Origin of the sequence: Paenibacillus xylanexedens (assembly GCF_007676705.1) — a bacterium.
In the GTDB taxonomy this organism is placed as follows: domain Bacteria; phylum Bacillota; class Bacilli; order Paenibacillales; family Paenibacillaceae; genus Paenibacillus; species Paenibacillus xylanexedens_C.
Genome location: NZ_VEBF01000009.1, coordinates 42,392 through 60,242, shown reverse-complemented (window position 1 = coordinate 60,242; position 17,851 = coordinate 42,392). Strand labels below are relative to the sequence as shown.

The following is a 17,851-nucleotide window of genomic DNA, read 5'->3' as shown; positions in this document are numbered from 1 at the left end:
TCATGTATAAATTCTCGAACCCCTTATGTTTATGTTTAGCTTCTCACCAACATTGCAACCGACTCCACATGCACCGTATGTGGGAACATGTCCACTGGCGTTACCTCAACCGTCTGATATCCGCCATCCTCCAGAACACGCAGATCACGTGCCAGCGTGCTCGGATTACAGCTCACGTACACCACGCGCTCCGGCTTCATCTCCAAGATCGTTTCCAGCAAACGTGGATCGCAGCCCTTCCGCGGCGGATCGACAACGATCACATCTGCTTCGATGCCTTGTTCTTTCCAGCGTGGAATAACGTCCTCTGAGGCACCAACTTCGAACTTCACGTTACGTATTTCGTTCAAGAGCGCATTGCTGCGAGCATCTTCGATGGCTTCAGGCACTATCTCTACCCCGTACACCTGATCCGCATGTTGCGCGAGGAAAAGAGAGATCGTCCCGATGCCGCAATAGGCATCAATTACCGTCTCTTTGCCGCTCAATCCTGCGTACTCTACTGTCTTCCCATAAAGTACTTCCGTCTGTACCGGATTCACCTGATAGAACGAACGCGCAGAGATGGCAAACTGCACATCACCGATATAATCATAGATTACATCACGGCCCCACAGGACGCGGGTCTCATCGCCAAAGATGACGTTGGTCTGCTTCTTGTTCACGTTCTGGCAGATACTCGCCACATGCGGAATCGCTTCACGGATACTGCCAATCCATTCGTCCTTGTACGGAATGTCTCGACCATTCGTAACCAGTACGAGCATCATCTCGCCTGTACGGAATGCCTTCTTCACGACCACATGGCGCAACAGACCGCGACCTGTCTCTTCGTTATATGTGCTGATTCCAAAATGATTGCCGATCTCCTTAACCTTCGCAACCACTTCGTCATTATGCTCATGCTGAATGAGACAAGTCTCCATATCAATGATCCGATGACTTCCTTTAGCGTAAAAACCACCTACTAAGCCGCCTTCGGTTACGCCGATTGGCACCTGTGCCTTGTTCCGATAGCGCCATGGCTCGTCCATGCCCATCGTAGGAAGGACGCGAATGCCCTGCTCCGTGCCTTCCATATCCTCCACCATCACGTTCAGCTTGCCGATTCGCTGTAGATTATCCACCACCAGCTGGCGTTTCCACGCAAGCTGACCAGCGTAACTCATATGCTGGATCTGGCAGCCGCCGCATTGATCGTAGATCGGGCAAGGTGCGGACACACGATCCGGGCTTGCTTTCACGATCTCCAGTAACTTGGCGTAGCCATACTGCTTCTTGGTTTTCATTACGCGCACGCGCACGGTTTCACCTGGAAGCGCACCCTGCACGAAGAGCGTGTATCCATTCGCACGGCCTACTCCCTCACCGTCATGGTTCATACCAATGATGTCGATGACGGTTTCTTCATTTTTGCTGACAGGCAGTCCTTCGATTGGTGCAGATTCACGCGTTCTCCCCTTTGGACGAACGGCAGAAAGAGATGCGCCTTGTGGCCGCACCTCTTTTCCCTGCTGACGTGTAGATGGACGAGATGATTGACTTGGCTGACGGGACGCTGAAGCGTTCCCTTGCGCCTGAGAGGCAGCCGAATTCCGGCGGTTTTTTCCACGACCGCTGCGGTTCGTATTAGACAACGTACATTCACTTCTTTCTTTTTAGTATTTAACGATACAGCATCAAATGATGACGCAAATTTGTAAACGTAGCTGGCAGCGTGCCACCCAGTTCTCCATCGAGGTTCAGCTGCACATAACCCGGTGACGTGACTTCCATATGACTCGTCTGGAAATGAACCACTTTCTTGTCGTTCAGATGTTCCCCACGCAGCGCGAGCGTTACGAGGCGGATCATGTCAGCCAAATTACATTTGCGGACACCGATCACATCGAACAGACCATCATCAATGGTTGCACCTGGAGCCAGCTTCTCGAAGCCCCCGACCGAGTTGGTATTGGCGATGAGGAATAACATGAATTCATCATGAATTTCTTCCTGACCATCGGCGCGAATAATCAGCTCCTGAGGAGACAGGCTCGCCATTTTCTCAATACCCTTCATATAATAGGCCAGTTGCCCAATCATCGTTTTCAGACGACTCGGTACTTCATAGGTCAGTTCAGTCAATGATCCGCCACCGGCGATGTTGATAAAATATTTATCATTCGCTTTGCCCAGATCGAGCGGACGAAGCTGCTGGTTAATGACCAGATCCACGTAATCTTCCCACTGTCTCGGAATGCCGAGTGCACGTGCAAAATCATTCGTCGTTCCCAGAGGAAACACACCCAACGGAGGACGATTCTCCCGCTCGGCCATACCGTTAATGACCTCATACAACGTGCCATCGCCGCCAGCAGCAATAATCATGTCATACCCCCGCTCAATCGCGAGTTCAGCTTCCCGGGTTGCGTCACCTTCACCCGTTGTTGCGTGACATGAAGCTTCAATACCACCTTGATCCAAACGCTGCAAAATATCAGCCAGACGTTTCTTCATTTCTTCCCGGCCTGAGGTCGGATTATATATTAAGCGAGCTTTTTTCATCTCATACGCCACCTATTCCACATTATCCATGAGTCTGAACGACCTCATAATCTTACGTTGCACGAGTCCACAGAAGGGCATATTTTTACACCATAATGATCTTCCGTTAATTCTGCTCGAATCTTTCGTCTTACCTATATCTATGCATCAGGAATTCCGTCTCATTCCAAAGCCTTTATCTCCTATCATATCATCAAATGTAAAGATGTCCTAGCCTGTAATATATAAGTATATTTTTTCATATCCGTATCCACTAAACAATTCACTACCCAATAACCTCTCGCAACGATCTTGAATCTGTCCCACTGGAATTTTTGTAAAATCATCTCATTAGTCATCCATTCTGCCCGCTTGAACAAGAATTAGTCTTCAACACTTCATATCTAGCAGGACATATATTTGATACTAATTTACAAATCTTAGTATCAAAGGATAGATATAATACATCTTTTTCCTATATAGTCTTAGTGCACGTCAACCACTTACCACATCATACCCGTGAAGGAGAACTGAAAATGAAAAAATTCGTGTTAACGCTCATGGTTTCGCTTATGGCCTGTATTCCTTGGGTCACCATTATTGAAGCGGCAGAAATTAATCATGATCAGGTTGTCGGATTCCAAGAAGTTACGCCTGTCACCGTAACACAACAAGCAGCCAAGCGTTTTCAGCCTTTTCTAAAAGTCTATCATGGATGCGTGCCTTTCCCCGCAGTGGATCAACAGGGTAATACCAGTGCTGGCTTGAATACTTCCGGGTCATCCAATGGAAACTGTAGCACAAGTACAGGACAGATCTACTCCCGTTCCGCATGGCACAATGGGGTATGGGCCATTATGTATTCGTGGTATTTTCCCAAAGACTCCCCTTCCACTGGACTCGGCCATCGTCATGATTGGGAAGGAATCGTTGTGTGGGTCGATAATCCGGCAGCGGCCAATCCTCAAATCCTTTCCATTGCTTACTCCGGTCACGGCCAGTTCACAAAGGTCACACCGAGCAATACCAATACTCAAGACAACAATCCGTTGATTTCCTATAATAGTACCTGGCCGCTGAACCATGAGCTTGGCGTTACCAGCGCTGTTGGCGGAACTCAGCCTTTAATCGGATGGGACGATCTGACTCCTGCAGCCCGTAATGCGCTCAACACCACGGACTTTGGCAGTGCCAACGTGCCTATGAACGATAACAATTTCACGAACAATCTGAACAAAGCCTGGTTTAGATAAAAAAAGAAAATCCCCTTCGAGTGAACAGTTCACTTGAGGGGAATTTCATTATAATGCGATCGTATCCCGATCACCATATAGGTCCAGCTAAAAGCTTGCCGCAAGAAAGCTTCTCGGAACATGACTCGTCTTTATCCTTACTCAAAGAATAGGTTGTCTATCATCGTATCGCTCTTCAGCCAACCTCAAAATCCGATTTTTCTGCCTGCACGCAGCTGTTTGTACCAGAAATACACGGTGCAGCCCACACAATACCCCAGCAGGGCCGCACTTGCGGCCGCGAGAAGCATTACAGAGAACACATAACCTGCAGCCACCCAGCCGAGTGAGAACGAGATGAGTGCCAGAGACAGGAAGAGCACGGCCAGAACATTGTTGAATCGCTGCAGCTCCACCGCCTGCGTCTCTGTACCTTCACCAGTCAACACAGCTTTCCCAATTTGCACAAACAGATTAAGCTTGCCACTGGAAGCCAGACCAACCACCTGAATGCTCCACAGCGCTCCCAGAACTACAATTGGATTAAACACAAACGAGAGTAAAACAAACAATACAATACCGACCTGATTTGCTTTCACATAGCGCATGGGCACTTCCCGCATCTGTATATCTCCTTATCCCCATTTTATTAGTTGGTTTTATTGTAGTCGGTATGCAGGGAATGAGCAACACTTCATTTAAGGATAGTATAATCTCTTTTCAGCACGTCCCAATGGGGAGTCCGGATGCCTGTTGTCTTTTTCCAATCGTTAAATGCATTATTTAACGCCTCAATCTCTCCAAAAGAACCCGCAATCAGCTTATGAATTGGAAGCACACTATAGATCTTCAACAGAAGGAGCAACATCCGTTGATGCTTGCGAATCATTTTAGCCTGAATCTCCGGTATAATCGTTATGCCCATAGCTTCAAGAACACTAAAGCCTTCATCCATCGCCCCAATCATATGTTGGATTTGCTTTCTGTTCCCGTCCAACTTGATCAACTCACGCTCCTCATTAAAGCTCACCGCATTAAGCATCAGAATGGGGATGATATGGCTTTTCAGCCAGGCATCAATATCGCTCAGAACATTCAACTTGTATTTCACATATTGAAAAGCTTGATCCAGCAAAGGTTTAAAGCCTATATCACCATCCAGACTGCCGATCACCATTTGTCCGCTTCCAGCACCGATGGATAACATACGATCCTTTTCCCGTCTCCCTCCACTCACATGGAAACCGAACGCCACCTGTTTTGCTACCCTGCTGTTTTCCTCCAAAAAGTTTTGCATGCTTCGCGCATCTGCGTTGTTTCCCACAATTACAATATTGCTGCTCTGGTTGTCTGCCAGAATAGGTAACACAGAAGGAAAATCATTATATTTCATGACAACAAAAATAAGATCATATTGGTCATCCACTTCCAACGTTCTGGCTACCCGAACCTGATCAACTGTCGTTTTGAATTGAAAAATATGCCGGATGACGATTCCATCCTTCTCCAGCTCCTCTGCCCGCTTCCCTCTAGCCAGAATAGTGACATCATTGCCACCACGCACCAGAACTTGTGCCAGTTGAGTACCCAAAACACCCGCGCCATACACTAATATCTTCATTGGTTATCCCTCTATTTCATATTTTATCAATATTCGTTGCTTTATGAACATTTGTTGATAAAATAAGAGTAACAAAGCGCCTACTGTGCTTCAATCGTTAAAATATCCGTTTTTGTTGAATAATCAACGAATGAATCCTTATTGTTGAAAACCATCATAGGAGGGGCCATGGACAGACGAGTACTCAAGACACGAAAGGCGATAATCGAAGCTTTTGTGGGGTTATTGGAGGAACAGGATTTTGAGCAAATTACGATAAACGATATTGCTGATCGGGCTAATGTAAACCGAGGAACAATCTATTTGCATTACGCTGACAAGTTCGACCTGTTGGATCAATGCATTGAGACCTATTTGCAGCAGTTGTTGGATGCCTGTATGATCGAAAGCTCTACTACAACACCCGTTACGGCCAAGGATGCGTTGCTTCGAACCTTCCGTTATCTGGAACAGCATGCCACTACCTATACCACACTTCTAACCAAAAAAGGTATTCCGGCATTCCGTAGTAAGTTGATGACATTGTTGGTCCAGGGAGTGGAGGAACAAATGGATGCCTGTGGCATCCAAGAAGGTATGAAAAAAGAGATCACCATACAGTTTCTTGCTTCCGCTGCAGTCGGTCTTCTGGAGTGGTGGATTATGAATTCCATGCCTTATCCGGCCGAGGAGATCGTTGACCAATTAATAAGTTTACTGGAGCTACATCTACATTTGCACGCACCCATTAATGGATAACCTAGCCCCGTTCGAGTGATATACAACAAATAAAAACCACGTCCTCAGGACGTGGTTTGATTGTTAATGAAGCTATAGTGTTTAGATGTACAGACGACATTACTGTGAGCGGTATTTACACACCTATGCCAAAGCGGTCACTTCAAGAAGAAGCTTTAACCTCATTACATCTCTCCAGCAAAATCTGGATCTGGCGCTCCAGCCACTGCCCAAGCAATGGATGGGGCAACAGCGTCTCACCGCTGTACACATAGTCCAGTTCCTGCAGCCGATCCGGAATTACGTTCCTTGTGAAGTAACCGGCACTCAAAAACAGCGGCGCCACAATGACTCGGTTCCCCCGCTCTTCGCTCCAATACTTCACTTTGTCGTGCACGCTCTCTGGATTAAGCAACGCATAATCGGTATGAGCCACACTGCTCACTTCCTGTACACGCTGTGCCAGGGAAGAAATCCCGGCTTCCCAACGCTCGCGGAATCCATCATGAATACTTCCGTGCCCAACCAGCAGAATCGTCTCCTGCTCAGGCTGCTGCGAGAGTGACTTGACCTTATCCCACACCATCACGGCGATATCCGGATCGTTATCCACTGGATAACCAAAGTGAACCCGAGCCTTCACGTCAAATGGTTCAAGATCTGTTTCCCGTTCCGGTGCTTCCTTCGCACCAATCGCAAATTCAATTTCATCCACATGTGTACTACCGGACGAAACGAACAGAGGTACAACCAAAATATCCGTTACGCCTTGCGCTTCCAGTCGGTCGATACCGTCCTGGATCAGGCGTCCTTCCACAAGTTCAAGAAATCCCGCTTCAACCGGCAACGGACTTGGCAGATTCAACCGGGAGATCGCGTCATCGACGGATTCCACCCAGGTCTGCTCCTGAGAACCGTGACTGATGATGAGTACACCCGGCTTCTTCATATTAACGTCCCAGGCGTTCCAGCGTCATTTTATAACCATCATTGCCGTAATTCAGGCAGCGTTTCACACGTGAAATCGTGGCTGTACTCGCGCCTGTCTCTGCTTCAATCTGGTTATACGTATTGCCTTTACCCAACATACGAGCCACTTCCAGCCGCTGGGACATGGATTGGATCTCGTTTACCGTGCAGAGGTCATCAAAGAAAACATAACACTCTTCAATATCTTTTAGAGTCAAAATAGCCTCAAATAGTTGTTCAATGCTTTTATCATTTAGCTTTTTCAGCTGCATTTCATCATCATCCCCTAGCGGTTACTGTGTACCTACATTGTACTCACCCTGAGTTGGTATTTCAAGCGTTACCGATTTCACGCACTACAGAATAAAAATACATGTTACCGCTTACAAAAGGTACTATTGTCCTCCCCTCGCGCACATCCGGCGAAATTATGGCGCTATATCCCAGTTTTCACCTGTATATTTCCGATTACTTATGTAGGAATTCGGCTACCCTAAATGTTACAATTTTGTGTCTAAACTGCATTTTCCTGTATGGAAACCTGCCAGCATGTCTACACGCCCAAATCCGCAAATATCCCGTTTTCCGGGATACTCGCCTACGCCGTCTCTCCGCGAATGACATACAGTATAGCAAAAGGGAGTTCCACAAGGGTCTATGATGTACATCTGTCATGCAACTCATGGAACGCAATTCCGAAATCCAACATAGAAGGAACGTGATCGTTCATGCCACAGCATTATTATCACCGCCAGCCAGCACCAAGGCAGCGTCCGTCTTCTCACGCTCATCGGCAGGCGCATACTTCTGCCTATATGCCGCCCGGTGTGGTTCCGCGGTCTTTGAATGAAACCCAGATCCAACCGATGTATCCTGGCATCGAGCCACAATACCCTGATTTTGGCGAAGTCGAAGCATCTGCAATCGTACCGTATGGGCAAGGTGCTCCTGGCGGGAACTTTTATGGAGGGGGAGCTCAGGTGGTACCCCCAGTTCCGGTACAGGCGCCTGCTGCTTCAAGCAGTTCCGGATTTTCATTAGCCAACATCGGTGAGTTAAAAGGAATGATCGACCGCTTCGGCGGGATTGATGGAATCATGAGTGGAATAGGTAAAATGCAAAAGGTCGTCGGTGGTATCCAGCAGATGGCTCCGATGATGAAGCTCGTTATGGGCATTCTGCCTTTTGGAAAAGGAAAAACGAATAAAAGCGCGGCCGATGCAGACTATGAAGAATATACGCCGCCCCGGAAACGTACACACAAGCGTCGAAACAAACCAACGAATGTTCCACGTCGCCGCAATACGACTCCAACCCGTCGCAAATCCAATTCCACGAAGCGCCGTCCCAAAAGTCGCAAAGGTTAAAAAAATCCAGGCACCCTCTTACAGAAGGCGGGTGCCTTAACTCCGTTCATCCATATACATAGAAATTCCAGGAACTTATGTTCTTATTCCTGTGAATTGAGGTATACTGGATAATAACGAAGGAGGCGGAACATGGAACTTTTCAAAGACAAATATACTCCCGCATTAATTGATCGGACCGGCGAACTACTGCGTCAATTCTATCCTAAGCTGGATACACAGCAATTTCATGAATTGGTTTTCGCTGAAGGCTGGGAACAGTTGGAGTTCAAAGCACGGATTCGCCGAATCACACTGGCCTTGACCGAAGTGCTGCCCAATAATTATGAAGAAGCATTACATATTATCGAACAAGCAGCTTCTCATATGAGAGGTGTTGAATATCTGTTTGTACCGGATTATATCGAAGTGAATGGACTGGACCCCGCGGACTACGAGCTATCCATGAAGTATCTGACCGTTTTCACACCTTATTCCAGCTCCGAGTTCGCGGTACGCCCGTTTATTGAACGTTATCCCATCCAAACCATGAAACACATGATGGCGTGGGCAGATAGCGACAACGAACATATCCGAAGACTAGCCAGTGAGGGTAGCCGTCCCCGTTTGCCATGGGGTGCCAAACTCCAAGGATTCATCACTGACCCAACACCTGTACTGCCAATTCTGCATGCGTTGAAAGCGGACGAGTCCCTGTATGTTCGCAAAAGTGTGGCCAATCACCTGAATGATATCTCCAAGGATCACCCTGAACTCGTCATGGACCTTGCCACGACCTGGTACGGACAACATACGAATACAGACTGGATTGTCCGGCATGCAAGTAGATCATTATTGAAGAAAGGACATCGCAAAGCGCTAAGTCTTTTTGGATATAACGAGCAGGATTCCATTCACATTGAGCAGCTTCAGCTTGCTCAAGATACAGTCGCTATTGGCGAGGATCTTCATTTTTCGTTTGATGTGGTCAACGAGAGTGGCGAGTCACAGATGCTGAGAATTGAGTACGAGATGGGCTATATGAAAGCAAATGGCAAACAGGCCCCTAAACGATTCAAATGCTCCGATAAAATGTACCCGACAGGCAGAACCAAGGTAGCCACTAAACAATCTTTCAAAGTCATCACAACGAGAAAATATTATGCCGGTCTGCATACGCTTACCATTCTTGTGAATGGCAAAGAAGCAGCTACAACTTCTTTTGTTCTTGAATTGGAGTAACAGGAAGACATCGTAAGTTATACACAGCTTGTTGTAGCGGAATAGTTATTCACATGTGGATACAATAATTCTAAACTTTCTATAGCAGAATCAGAAAGGCCACCTGGCAAACATCATCTCCCGACAGTTAGTCCTGCTCGAGATCCTTGTCCAGTGGCCTTTTTCATATGTAACAAACGTTGCTTCAGCTATGCAATCTTCTTCTGATGATCTGCTCGCAATAGCGTGCGCTTATCACCGAAAGATGGAACTGCATACGGAGCAGTAAGGTGTAACATTTCTACTTAAACCAACCTCGCTTCACAAACCAAGCCACCATGCTGCCACCAAGCACAAACATCAACAGCAGCACCGCCCCGTACCCGAACTTCCACTGAAGCTCAGGCATATAGGCAAAGTTCATCCCGTAAATTCCGGCGATCAGCGTGAGCGGCATAAATACCGTCGTTATTACCGTGAGTGTCTTCATGATCTGGTTCATCCGGTTGGAGTTCAGGGAAATATAACTGTCGCGCAAATCAGCCGTCATCTCCCGATCAGCTTCAATCATGTCCGTCAGCTTCAATAAATGGTCATAGATATCGGTAAAATAAGCCGTATGTTCCCCTGAGCGCTGCACATGCTGGGAGTTCACCACCCGATAGAGCAGATCCCGCATCGGTACTACGGTTCTTCTCAGCTTCAGCAATCGACTGCGCAGATCAAACACCTGATTCATCAGGTTTTCAATCGACTCTTGTCCACCGCGGTTTTCCAATTCAGCCAGTTCATCCTCAATGGCAAATAAAGAAGGAAAATAATGATCGACCAACTTGTCCATCACTGTATAAGCTGCTGCCACTGGACCTCGCGCCCAGATGGTTCGTTCATGTGCATGATGCAACAACCGTTCCCACGCTTCATCCACTTCTTCCAATACACCATGATGAAAAGAAACAAGGAAGTTCGCTCCGAGAAACAAGTCAACCTCCTCGGCTTCCAATGTGGATGGGTTCAGTGCATGCAGCACAAGAAACTGTAAATTATCATAATAATCGAGCTTAGGCCGTTGCAACACATGCAGACAGTCCTCTATAGCTAAGGGGTGAAAATGAAAATATGTATCCAGCAAACGGCTTTCCTCTTCCGTTGGCTGGTTAAAATCCGCCCATACCCAGGCATAATCGTTCAGATCCAGCTGTGTAAGCGGAACATTAACGGAGACTTGATGTTCTCGTGTAATGGCGAGTGTACGAATCATAAATTAGACCACGTCCTTGTCCTGTATCTATACGTTATTGTACACAGGTACCCTCAAACTCGACAACAAAAAAAGCCAACCCTGTTGGCTTCTCTCATTTCCCTATCCACAGTTCCCTGTATCCACAGGGAATATCTTCTTTTGGTTTATCATTCCACGGATGGCTATCCACATATCCAGCCTGTCCACACGTTCATGCACAGGCGTCTCTTGATTTTGGTTGTATAATTGTCCACATATCCCGATATTCACACAGTTATGAACAGATTGTCTGGTAACCCCGAATTCGTTCGGGATAACTTCTCTCTTTAGAAAATAATCCAGTAGAGCAATCCTGCCAGTCCCGCAGTAATCGGAATCGTAATGAACCACGTAATAATGATGCGTCCGGCAAGCCCCCATTTCACAGCAGAGAAACGTTTCGCGGAACCTACACCCAGAATAGCCGATGTGATCGCGTGCGTTGTACTTACTGGAAGGTGAAGCAACGTTGCTGTGAAAATAACGGATGCAGCTGACAGATCCGCGGCAAATCCGTTAATCGGTTCAATTTTAAAGATTTTTGTACCCATGGTTTTGATGATTTTCCAACCACCAATGGATGTACCTAGAGCCATCGCGGTTGCTGCTGAGATTTTAACCCACAGCGGCACTTCCAGATGGTCTTGTACACCTGCTGCAACCAAAGCAAAAGTAATAATCCCCATCGCTTTCTGTGCATCATTCGTACCATGTGTGAATGCTTGCAGCGCTGCCGTGAATATCTGTACCGTACGGAAACCTTTATTCACGTTATGCGGACTGCGTTTGGCGAAAATGTATTTGAGAATCGTCATGACCACATAACCGATGGCAAATGCGATCAGAGGTGATAATAGCAAACCTCCAACGATATCAGTGAATCCGCTCCACTTCACTTTGTCAGCTCCTGCGCCAACAAGCACGGCACCTGCAAGGGCTCCGATAAGTGCGTGTGATGAGGAAGAAGGAATACCAAACCACCATGTAACCAGGTTCCAGATAATCGCTGCGATCAAGGTGACTATGACGACCTCGATCCCGTTATCCAGCGTGGTGGGGTCGGTCACACTCCCCCCAATCGTCTTCGCAACGCCTGTAAACATCATCGCACCGACAAAGTTCATCACCGCTGCCAGAAGGATCGCACGACGAGGCGTTAATGCCCGTGTCGAGACCGAAGTGGCAATGGCATTGGCTGTGTCGTGAAAACCGTTGATGAAGTCAAACGCCAGTGCAAGGAAGACGACTATACCTAATACCCAAATCGTTGTTTCCATTATTCTCTGGCTCCTTAAGAATTACGCATAATGATGGATTCGAGCACATTCGCTACGTCTTCACAAGCATCCGTTGTTGTCTCAAGACGCTCGTAAATTTCCTTACGCTTGATCAGTTCAATCGGATCAGACACGGTAGCGAAGAGATGTTTGATACACATGCGCAGCACTTCGTCGCCCTGGTTTTCCAGATCATTCAAACGAATGGTGTACTCACGGATGGCCAGCAATTTTTTCTGTGACAGCAAATGAATCGCCTTCTGAATTTCGTAAGCCGATTGGCGCAAAATTTCAGAGAACTGAACGATGAATTCGTCCGGATCCGTCAGTTGGTACATATAGAAACGGGAAGCCGTTGCTTCGAGCCCGTCCAATACGTCATCAAGAGTTGTTGTCAGCTCCATAATATCATCGCGTTCGATCGGCGTGATAAATGTTTTGTTGAGTTCTGTAATGATCGTATGCACGTAATCATCACATTTCGACTCGTACTTCTTCATTTCATTGGCAAAAAGAGTCACATCCTGAAGGTTGGAAACATGCTGGGAGAAATAATCTGCCGCTTGAACAACCGTATCTGCCATGTTCTCCAGTGTCTCAAAAAATATATCCTTCTTCTTCTTAAGCTTCATAGCTCTATCCCCTTTACGAGAAATTGCCGATAACCGATGAAACATGAAATGACAACCTTTGATATCTTATCATATTTGTTTCATGGTTTGTACAAAAGGTGTGATCCTTTTTTATATTCTTATCACATTAATCTGAAATGAATCTTAATTATTTGGAATAATGGCAAATTCAAGTCGAGATTTTACACTGCGTTTACAATTCGACATCAAAATTCAAATTCGACACCATTCTGCTTTTCATGCAAAGGTAGAATTTAATGCCTTTTTGACGACAAAAGGATAATTGTTTCATCGTTTTCTTTCATTGCATTCGACTTTATTGAACCGCCAGCTTTACATGACTCGCAAATTCAGGTTGATTTGGGACAATGCTGATAAAGGTTTTGCCTGGTACAAGAGCCACTTCACTGCCACCCTGAACAAAACGGATAATGTCCCCCTGCTTCTTCACCCACTGTCCACGGATCATCTTGCCCTTCTGAAATAGCATGGCCTCACCGCCCTGTTCCAGATTGACGGACAACCTGCCTACGCTGTCGAGCACCTTATGATCTGCACCTGCCACTATAATGTTCGCTGCACCAAGCGGATTCCCGTTATCGAGATCCTGATCTGCTTTACCATTTACCATTCTCATATATCGTCCGCTAACTTCATCATAATCATACGTCACCCGATAACTATCCAATAAATAATGGATATCGAATTGCTTTACCGTCTCACCTGCGGACGTTGCACCTTCTTCGTTATAGATGTATACCGGGGACTTAAAGTCATGGCTGTAACCCTTGATATCTGACCCTTCTCTTAGCTTGTCCGCTGAAGTATACAGATTATGTGGAGCTTTACGATCAGAGGAACGCCAGAAATATGGTCCACCATTCGAGATCTCATCCATATGCTGTTTCTGCTGCCTTTGCAAAATGGAATACGCCTCCGGGCTGCCTCCAGCATGAACAAGGACACCATCGTAACTCTCACCCAGTTCAATCAGATACGGACGTATGCTGCGTACAGGTCCAACCGTCTCAGCACCACCTTCACTCTGGAAAATGGCTATGAAACGGGTAATGCCTCCCTCTGCGAGGACTTCTAGAATGATATCCGCTGAACTCAGACCCGATTGGGGCCGAGCTGCAGGGGCATTATTAATCATCACAGCGAGTGGACGCCGTGTAATGGCCTCATCTGCAGGCAAGCCTGTTAGAGGTGCTGTGTAAAGAGACTTGCTGGGTTCCTCTACGATCTGTTCTTCTTGCACAGGTGCAGGTGTCGGTTCTGGCTGAAGTGGCATCTGGGTCGCCTCTTGATTTTGGCAGGCAACAAGACTCAATGAGAGAATAAATAGCGATGCAGCCGATGCTGCTTTGTTCCATTTAAAATGCTTCAATATAGGACCTCCTGAACGATATGGCCTAGTTCTAAGTTGTGATATATGTCTCATGTAGGCAACCATTTCACGTATTTCTTTCCATTTAATCACACCCGATCTGATTTGTCTGCGCCCAGAAGGCCTTGATACAGCGTGTAATTCACACTTGAAACAGCATATCGCGAGAAAAATATGTCCTAAATGTGAACTTCTCAAACCTTACTTAAAATTTGAACTAGATTGTGATTTTAATCACAAACAAAACGACTTTTGAACTATACAATAAAGACATCAAAGGTGATCACTTAGAAATAGAAAAAAACAACACACACTAAATTCCATGAAGGAGTGGTTCATATGTTCAGCTTCAACCAATGGCTTAGAGAAAACAAAGTGGCAATGTGGATTTTGACAGTACTTCGGGTATACATCGGGTATGATTGGATGACTCACGGATGGAGCAAATTGACTGGCGGATTCCAAGCCGGCGGGTTCCTCGCCGGAGCAGTCGGCAAAGCAACCGGTGAAAACCCTACAGTTCAAGCATGGTGGGGAACATTCCTCGAGAAATTCGCTGTACCGAATGCAGGACTGTTCGACTTCATTATTCCTCTAGGTGAATTCCTTGTAGGTGTCGGACTCTTACTCGGCTGCTTCACAACACTGGCTGCCCTGATGGCCCTCGTAATGAACTTCGCGTTCCTCTTCTCGGGTACAGTAAGCACGAATGCTCAACTGGTTCTGATGCAAATCTTCCTGGTTGTGGCTGGTGCAAATGCAGGTAAAATCGGTTTGGATCACTGGGTACTGCCTTACCTTCGCGGATTGATCACTCGCAACAAAGGCAATCATCCTAAAGACACACCAACCATTAGCCCAACGCAAAAAACAGCTTAAGCAATCATTCATAGAATTCTCGGCCCTGCTCCCAATCCCCCTGGGAGCAGGGCTTTTTGTTTTCCATGATCATCCTGAATGCCCTGCCTGACTTGCCCATCCATAGAAAACCGTATTATGATGAACGTAAAGTTGAACATCAAAGGAGTACACGATATGCCGACCCAGCGACGTCTTGAGACTGATGCGGACTTTCAGGAAGCCATGAATATGAAGTATAAGGTTCGCGTTTTCAAAGATAATCACCAGATTGACTCCGGTGGCATCATTATCCGTTTTGACAGCAACACCGTAGTTGTACAATCCAGTGTCAGTGAACTCGCTTATCACTCGCGTACCGACTGTGAATTGTTCGAAATCCGCAAATAAGGATCCATTGCATAAATAAGGCTTCGTATCGAAAAAAGGTTCCTGTAGCCCATCAAGCGGGTACAGCAACCTTCTTTTGTTTATTTATTATAATCGTATACTTTAACACACGTTATCCATACCAACCTGGCTTGTTAGCCCTAATCAGGCTGTTGTCTGTTCCAAGTTACACGCCGTCTCCAAACTGCCAGCAGTTCAAACTGAGCGTTCCGTAAGGATAAGACTGGAATAGACGCTTCGCTGTTCGGGACATGTCCGCTGTGCCCATCGCGTAGAACAAAGGCGCAAGATGTTCCGTACCATACGATGGAACTGCCGTACGTGCATGAGGGGCTTTTTTCTCATATTGAAACAGCTCTCTCGTGTTCCACTGCTCCAAGCGCTCCCCGATCCAGTTATCGAATTCCACTGCCCACTCTTGCGGTTCATCATTATTGCCAAGCAATCTTAAATTGTGAACTGTTCCACCACTTCCGATAATCAGGACATTATCATGACGTAGCTGTTCCAGCATACGGCCAATATCATATTGTTCCTTTGGTGTACGCAACGAATCGACTGATACGGCGATCACAGGGATATTAGCCTCGGGGTACATATGCAGCAGTGGTACCCATACGCCGTGATCCAGTCCCCGGCCTCGAATCGGCTGATGCGCCAGATTGCTGCGGGTGAACAATGCACATATCTCGTTCGCCAGATCTGGCTGACCAGATGCAGGATACTCCATGGTATACATCGTAGAAGGAAACCCGTAAAAATCATGTAGAGTCTGATGTGTATCATCCATCGTCACGGACGGTTCGGGACAATCCCAATGTGCCGTAAATACGACAATGGCCTTCGGAGCCGGCAGCCTGTCTCCAAGCTGGTTCAGAAAATGAGTGTAGTCATTGCTCTCCACCGCCAGAGCGGGAGAACCATGCGCAATGAAAAGTGCGGGTAATGTCATTGCTGCCAACCTCCAGACACGGATAGAATGCTTACTCTTCTATTTTACCCTTAAGAAGGCGCTTTTCCAAGCGGACATCCCCAAACAGTTGTAATCCTGCCACTTATATCATCCAGTGCTGCCAATCCTGCTCGATCTTCTGGCGCTCGCCCAGCCACTCTCTGGTACGCGAAATCAGCTGTTCCCGCTCTTTCCCTGAAGAGAAGGTGTGATCGCCTTGGAAGATGATTTCCTTGTCGCAACGGCCCTCCTGGCGCATCCAGAATACCTTTTGATACAGGAATGCGTAGTCTACAGGGATAATCTCATCTGACGTACCATGCACGACGAGTACATCGCCACTAAACTTGACTGCTTCCTGGAATGGCTGTTGTTCAGCGAGCGACTCGAAGAAGGTCGGTGTGAATTTGTATCCGAGATAATCAGCCGCACCCAATTTCACACCTTCATCATATACTTCCCGCCCCGTAATCTTCACGATATCATTGAAAGGATAACCTACGGAGGACCACATGACCAGGTTCTTGACACGTTTGTCACGCACAGCCGTTAGTAATGCAACGGCACCACCCAGACTATGACCAATTAGTGTGACACGAGTCGGATCCACATCACTGCAGTTCACTGCGTAATCAAGTACGGAGCGAGTCTGTAGCACCATGGATTCCAGCCCCTCCGCTCCATACTCACCACTGCTCTCTCCGCAACCGATATAGTCGAAACGCAGAACCAGATAACCGTCCTCAGCCAATTCTCGGGCAGTCTTCACAAACAGACGATCCACGCCGATGCGGCTACCAACAAAACCATGGCAAATGACCGCCAGAGGTACTCGTTGCTGACTCTTCTCCTCCTTGATGTCTTTCACGACCGGATAATGAATCGTGGCTGTTAATTCTTCCTGTCCATGACGGATACTGATCTGACGTTCCATGCCGATTTCCCCTTTCCATGCGTTGCCTGTCTATGTTCAAATCATTAATTATATATAATCCGATAAGTTTAGTGTGTATTAAGATCGTATTCATATATTATCATTCCGCAACCTGCAAGTCAATGTAAGTAAGAACCCTTTATAAGTCTATTGCCAGTCAACTTTTTATCGGTTAATGAACGCAAAAAAATGAGCCAAGCTGATTACAGCTGGCCCGGATATGTTTGGACTTCAATCTACTTGGTAAAGGGTCTCTATTCGTAGCTTCTACGGAACATCTCGTGAGTTTCCACCCGTCCATTCCATTCATGCTCATGACCGGAGTCACTGTTATCCCAAAAGCTTCTTCCTTGCAGATTACCGTCGGTCAGTTCCTCTGAATATTCGGTATCCTCCAAGCTCTCCTCCATAGATACAACCTCGTCCACGACTCCACGGGAGTTGCTGTTTAGCAGCAGCTTACGCGTCAAATCTTTTTGTTTATCCATAACAAGCACACTCCAA

Annotated in this window: 19 protein-coding genes; 6 read left to right on the top strand and 13 right to left on the bottom strand. The window is 46.8% G+C overall.

All coding sequences use genetic code 11. The features are described from left to right. Positions 1-35 precede the first annotated feature (35 nt). Together rlmD and FS628_RS27380 are read right to left on the bottom strand one after the other, a co-directional pair. Positions 36-1,637 carry a 23S rRNA (uracil(1939)-C(5))-methyltransferase RlmD gene (rlmD, locus tag FS628_RS27385; RefSeq protein ID WP_145326207.1) on the bottom strand — a complete coding sequence of 534 codons (1,602 nt, stop codon included), beginning with the start codon at positions 1,635-1,637 and terminating at the stop codon, positions 36-38. A gap of 28 nt (positions 1,638-1,665) precedes the next feature. Then, complete coding sequence (locus FS628_RS27380) at positions 1,666-2,547, bottom strand: diacylglycerol kinase (protein ID WP_017690659.1); 882 nt, start codon at positions 2,545-2,547, stop codon at positions 1,666-1,668. Positions 2,548-3,062: 515 nt separating this feature from the next. Between FS628_RS27380 and FS628_RS27375 the strand changes: the two genes are divergently transcribed. Beyond that, entirely contained in the window at positions 3,063-3,779 is a 717-nt protein-coding gene (locus FS628_RS27375; RefSeq protein ID WP_145326205.1) for an NPP1 family protein, read from the top strand. Between the two features lie 185 nt (positions 3,780-3,964). On the opposite strand, the gene FS628_RS27370 is transcribed toward FS628_RS27375, so the two are convergent. Continuing rightward, positions 3,965-4,381, bottom strand: coding sequence for a DUF4395 domain-containing protein (locus FS628_RS27370; RefSeq protein WP_145326203.1), 417 nt, complete (start codon positions 4,379-4,381; stop codon positions 3,965-3,967). 71 nt (positions 4,382-4,452) lie between these two features. Next, positions 4,453-5,379, bottom strand: coding sequence for a ketopantoate reductase family protein (locus FS628_RS27365; protein WP_145326201.1), 927 nt, complete (start codon positions 5,377-5,379; stop codon positions 4,453-4,455). A 168-nt stretch (positions 5,380-5,547) separates the two neighbouring features. Between FS628_RS27365 and FS628_RS27360 the strand changes: the two genes are divergently transcribed. Further along, positions 5,548-6,117 (top strand): TetR/AcrR family transcriptional regulator, encoded by a 570-nt coding sequence (locus FS628_RS27360; RefSeq protein WP_145326199.1) that lies wholly within the window; start codon positions 5,548-5,550, stop codon positions 6,115-6,117. Positions 6,118-6,259: 142 nt separating this feature from the next. On the opposite strand, the gene FS628_RS27355 is transcribed toward FS628_RS27360, so the two are convergent. Beyond that, a complete protein-coding gene (locus FS628_RS27355) occupies positions 6,260-7,045 on the bottom strand; it encodes a sirohydrochlorin chelatase (RefSeq protein WP_145326198.1) in 786 nt (261 codons plus the stop codon). A 1-nt stretch (position 7,046) separates the two neighbouring features. Continuing rightward, entirely contained in the window at positions 7,047-7,337 is a 291-nt protein-coding gene (locus FS628_RS27350; protein WP_017690665.1) for a YerC/YecD family TrpR-related protein, read from the bottom strand. Between the two features lie 456 nt (positions 7,338-7,793). On the opposite strand from FS628_RS27350, the gene FS628_RS27345 reads away from it, so the two are divergent. After that, positions 7,794-8,432 (top strand): tyrosine protein kinase, encoded by a 639-nt coding sequence (locus FS628_RS27345; protein WP_145326197.1) that lies wholly within the window; start codon positions 7,794-7,796, stop codon positions 8,430-8,432. Between the two features lie 132 nt (positions 8,433-8,564). After that, positions 8,565-9,653 (top strand): DNA alkylation repair protein, encoded by a 1,089-nt coding sequence (locus FS628_RS27340; RefSeq protein ID WP_145326196.1) that lies wholly within the window; start codon positions 8,565-8,567, stop codon positions 9,651-9,653. A gap of 280 nt (positions 9,654-9,933) precedes the next feature. On the opposite strand, the gene corA is transcribed toward FS628_RS27340, so the two are convergent. The 4 genes from corA to FS628_RS27320 form a co-directional block, all read right to left on the bottom strand. Then, entirely contained in the window at positions 9,934-10,893 is a 960-nt protein-coding gene (corA, locus tag FS628_RS27335; RefSeq protein ID WP_145326195.1) for a magnesium/cobalt transporter CorA, read from the bottom strand. 308 nt (positions 10,894-11,201) lie between these two features. Continuing rightward, positions 11,202-12,191 carry an inorganic phosphate transporter gene (locus tag FS628_RS27330; protein WP_145326194.1) on the bottom strand — a complete coding sequence of 330 codons (990 nt, stop codon included), beginning with the start codon at positions 12,189-12,191 and terminating at the stop codon, positions 11,202-11,204. A 14-nt stretch (positions 12,192-12,205) separates the two neighbouring features. Beyond that, positions 12,206-12,823, bottom strand: coding sequence for a DUF47 domain-containing protein (locus tag FS628_RS27325; protein WP_076215091.1), 618 nt, complete (start codon positions 12,821-12,823; stop codon positions 12,206-12,208). A 316-nt stretch (positions 12,824-13,139) separates the two neighbouring features. Further along, positions 13,140-14,213, bottom strand: coding sequence for a DUF3048 domain-containing protein (locus FS628_RS27320; protein WP_145326193.1), 1,074 nt, complete (start codon positions 14,211-14,213; stop codon positions 13,140-13,142). Positions 14,214-14,552: 339 nt separating this feature from the next. Between FS628_RS27320 and FS628_RS27315 the strand changes: the two genes are divergently transcribed. Beyond that, positions 14,553-15,092 (top strand): DoxX family protein, encoded by a 540-nt coding sequence (locus tag FS628_RS27315; RefSeq protein WP_062836230.1) that lies wholly within the window; start codon positions 14,553-14,555, stop codon positions 15,090-15,092. 156 nt (positions 15,093-15,248) lie between these two features. Beyond that, positions 15,249-15,461, top strand: coding sequence for a hypothetical protein (locus tag FS628_RS27310; RefSeq protein ID WP_017690673.1), 213 nt, complete (start codon positions 15,249-15,251; stop codon positions 15,459-15,461). Positions 15,462-15,627: 166 nt separating this feature from the next. On the opposite strand, the gene FS628_RS27305 is transcribed toward FS628_RS27310, so the two are convergent. The 3 genes from FS628_RS27305 to FS628_RS27295 form a co-directional block, all read right to left on the bottom strand. Next, on the bottom strand, positions 15,628-16,413 hold the full coding sequence (locus FS628_RS27305; RefSeq protein WP_145326192.1) for a DODA-type extradiol aromatic ring-opening family dioxygenase: 786 nt from the start codon (positions 16,411-16,413) through the stop codon (positions 15,628-15,630). A gap of 103 nt (positions 16,414-16,516) precedes the next feature. Continuing rightward, on the bottom strand, positions 16,517-17,347 hold the full coding sequence (locus FS628_RS27300) for an alpha/beta hydrolase (protein ID WP_145326191.1): 831 nt from the start codon (positions 17,345-17,347) through the stop codon (positions 16,517-16,519). Between the two features lie 254 nt (positions 17,348-17,601). Beyond that, on the bottom strand, positions 17,602-17,835 hold the full coding sequence (locus FS628_RS27295) for a hypothetical protein (RefSeq protein ID WP_145326190.1): 234 nt from the start codon (positions 17,833-17,835) through the stop codon (positions 17,602-17,604). Positions 17,836-17,851 lie beyond the last annotated feature (16 nt).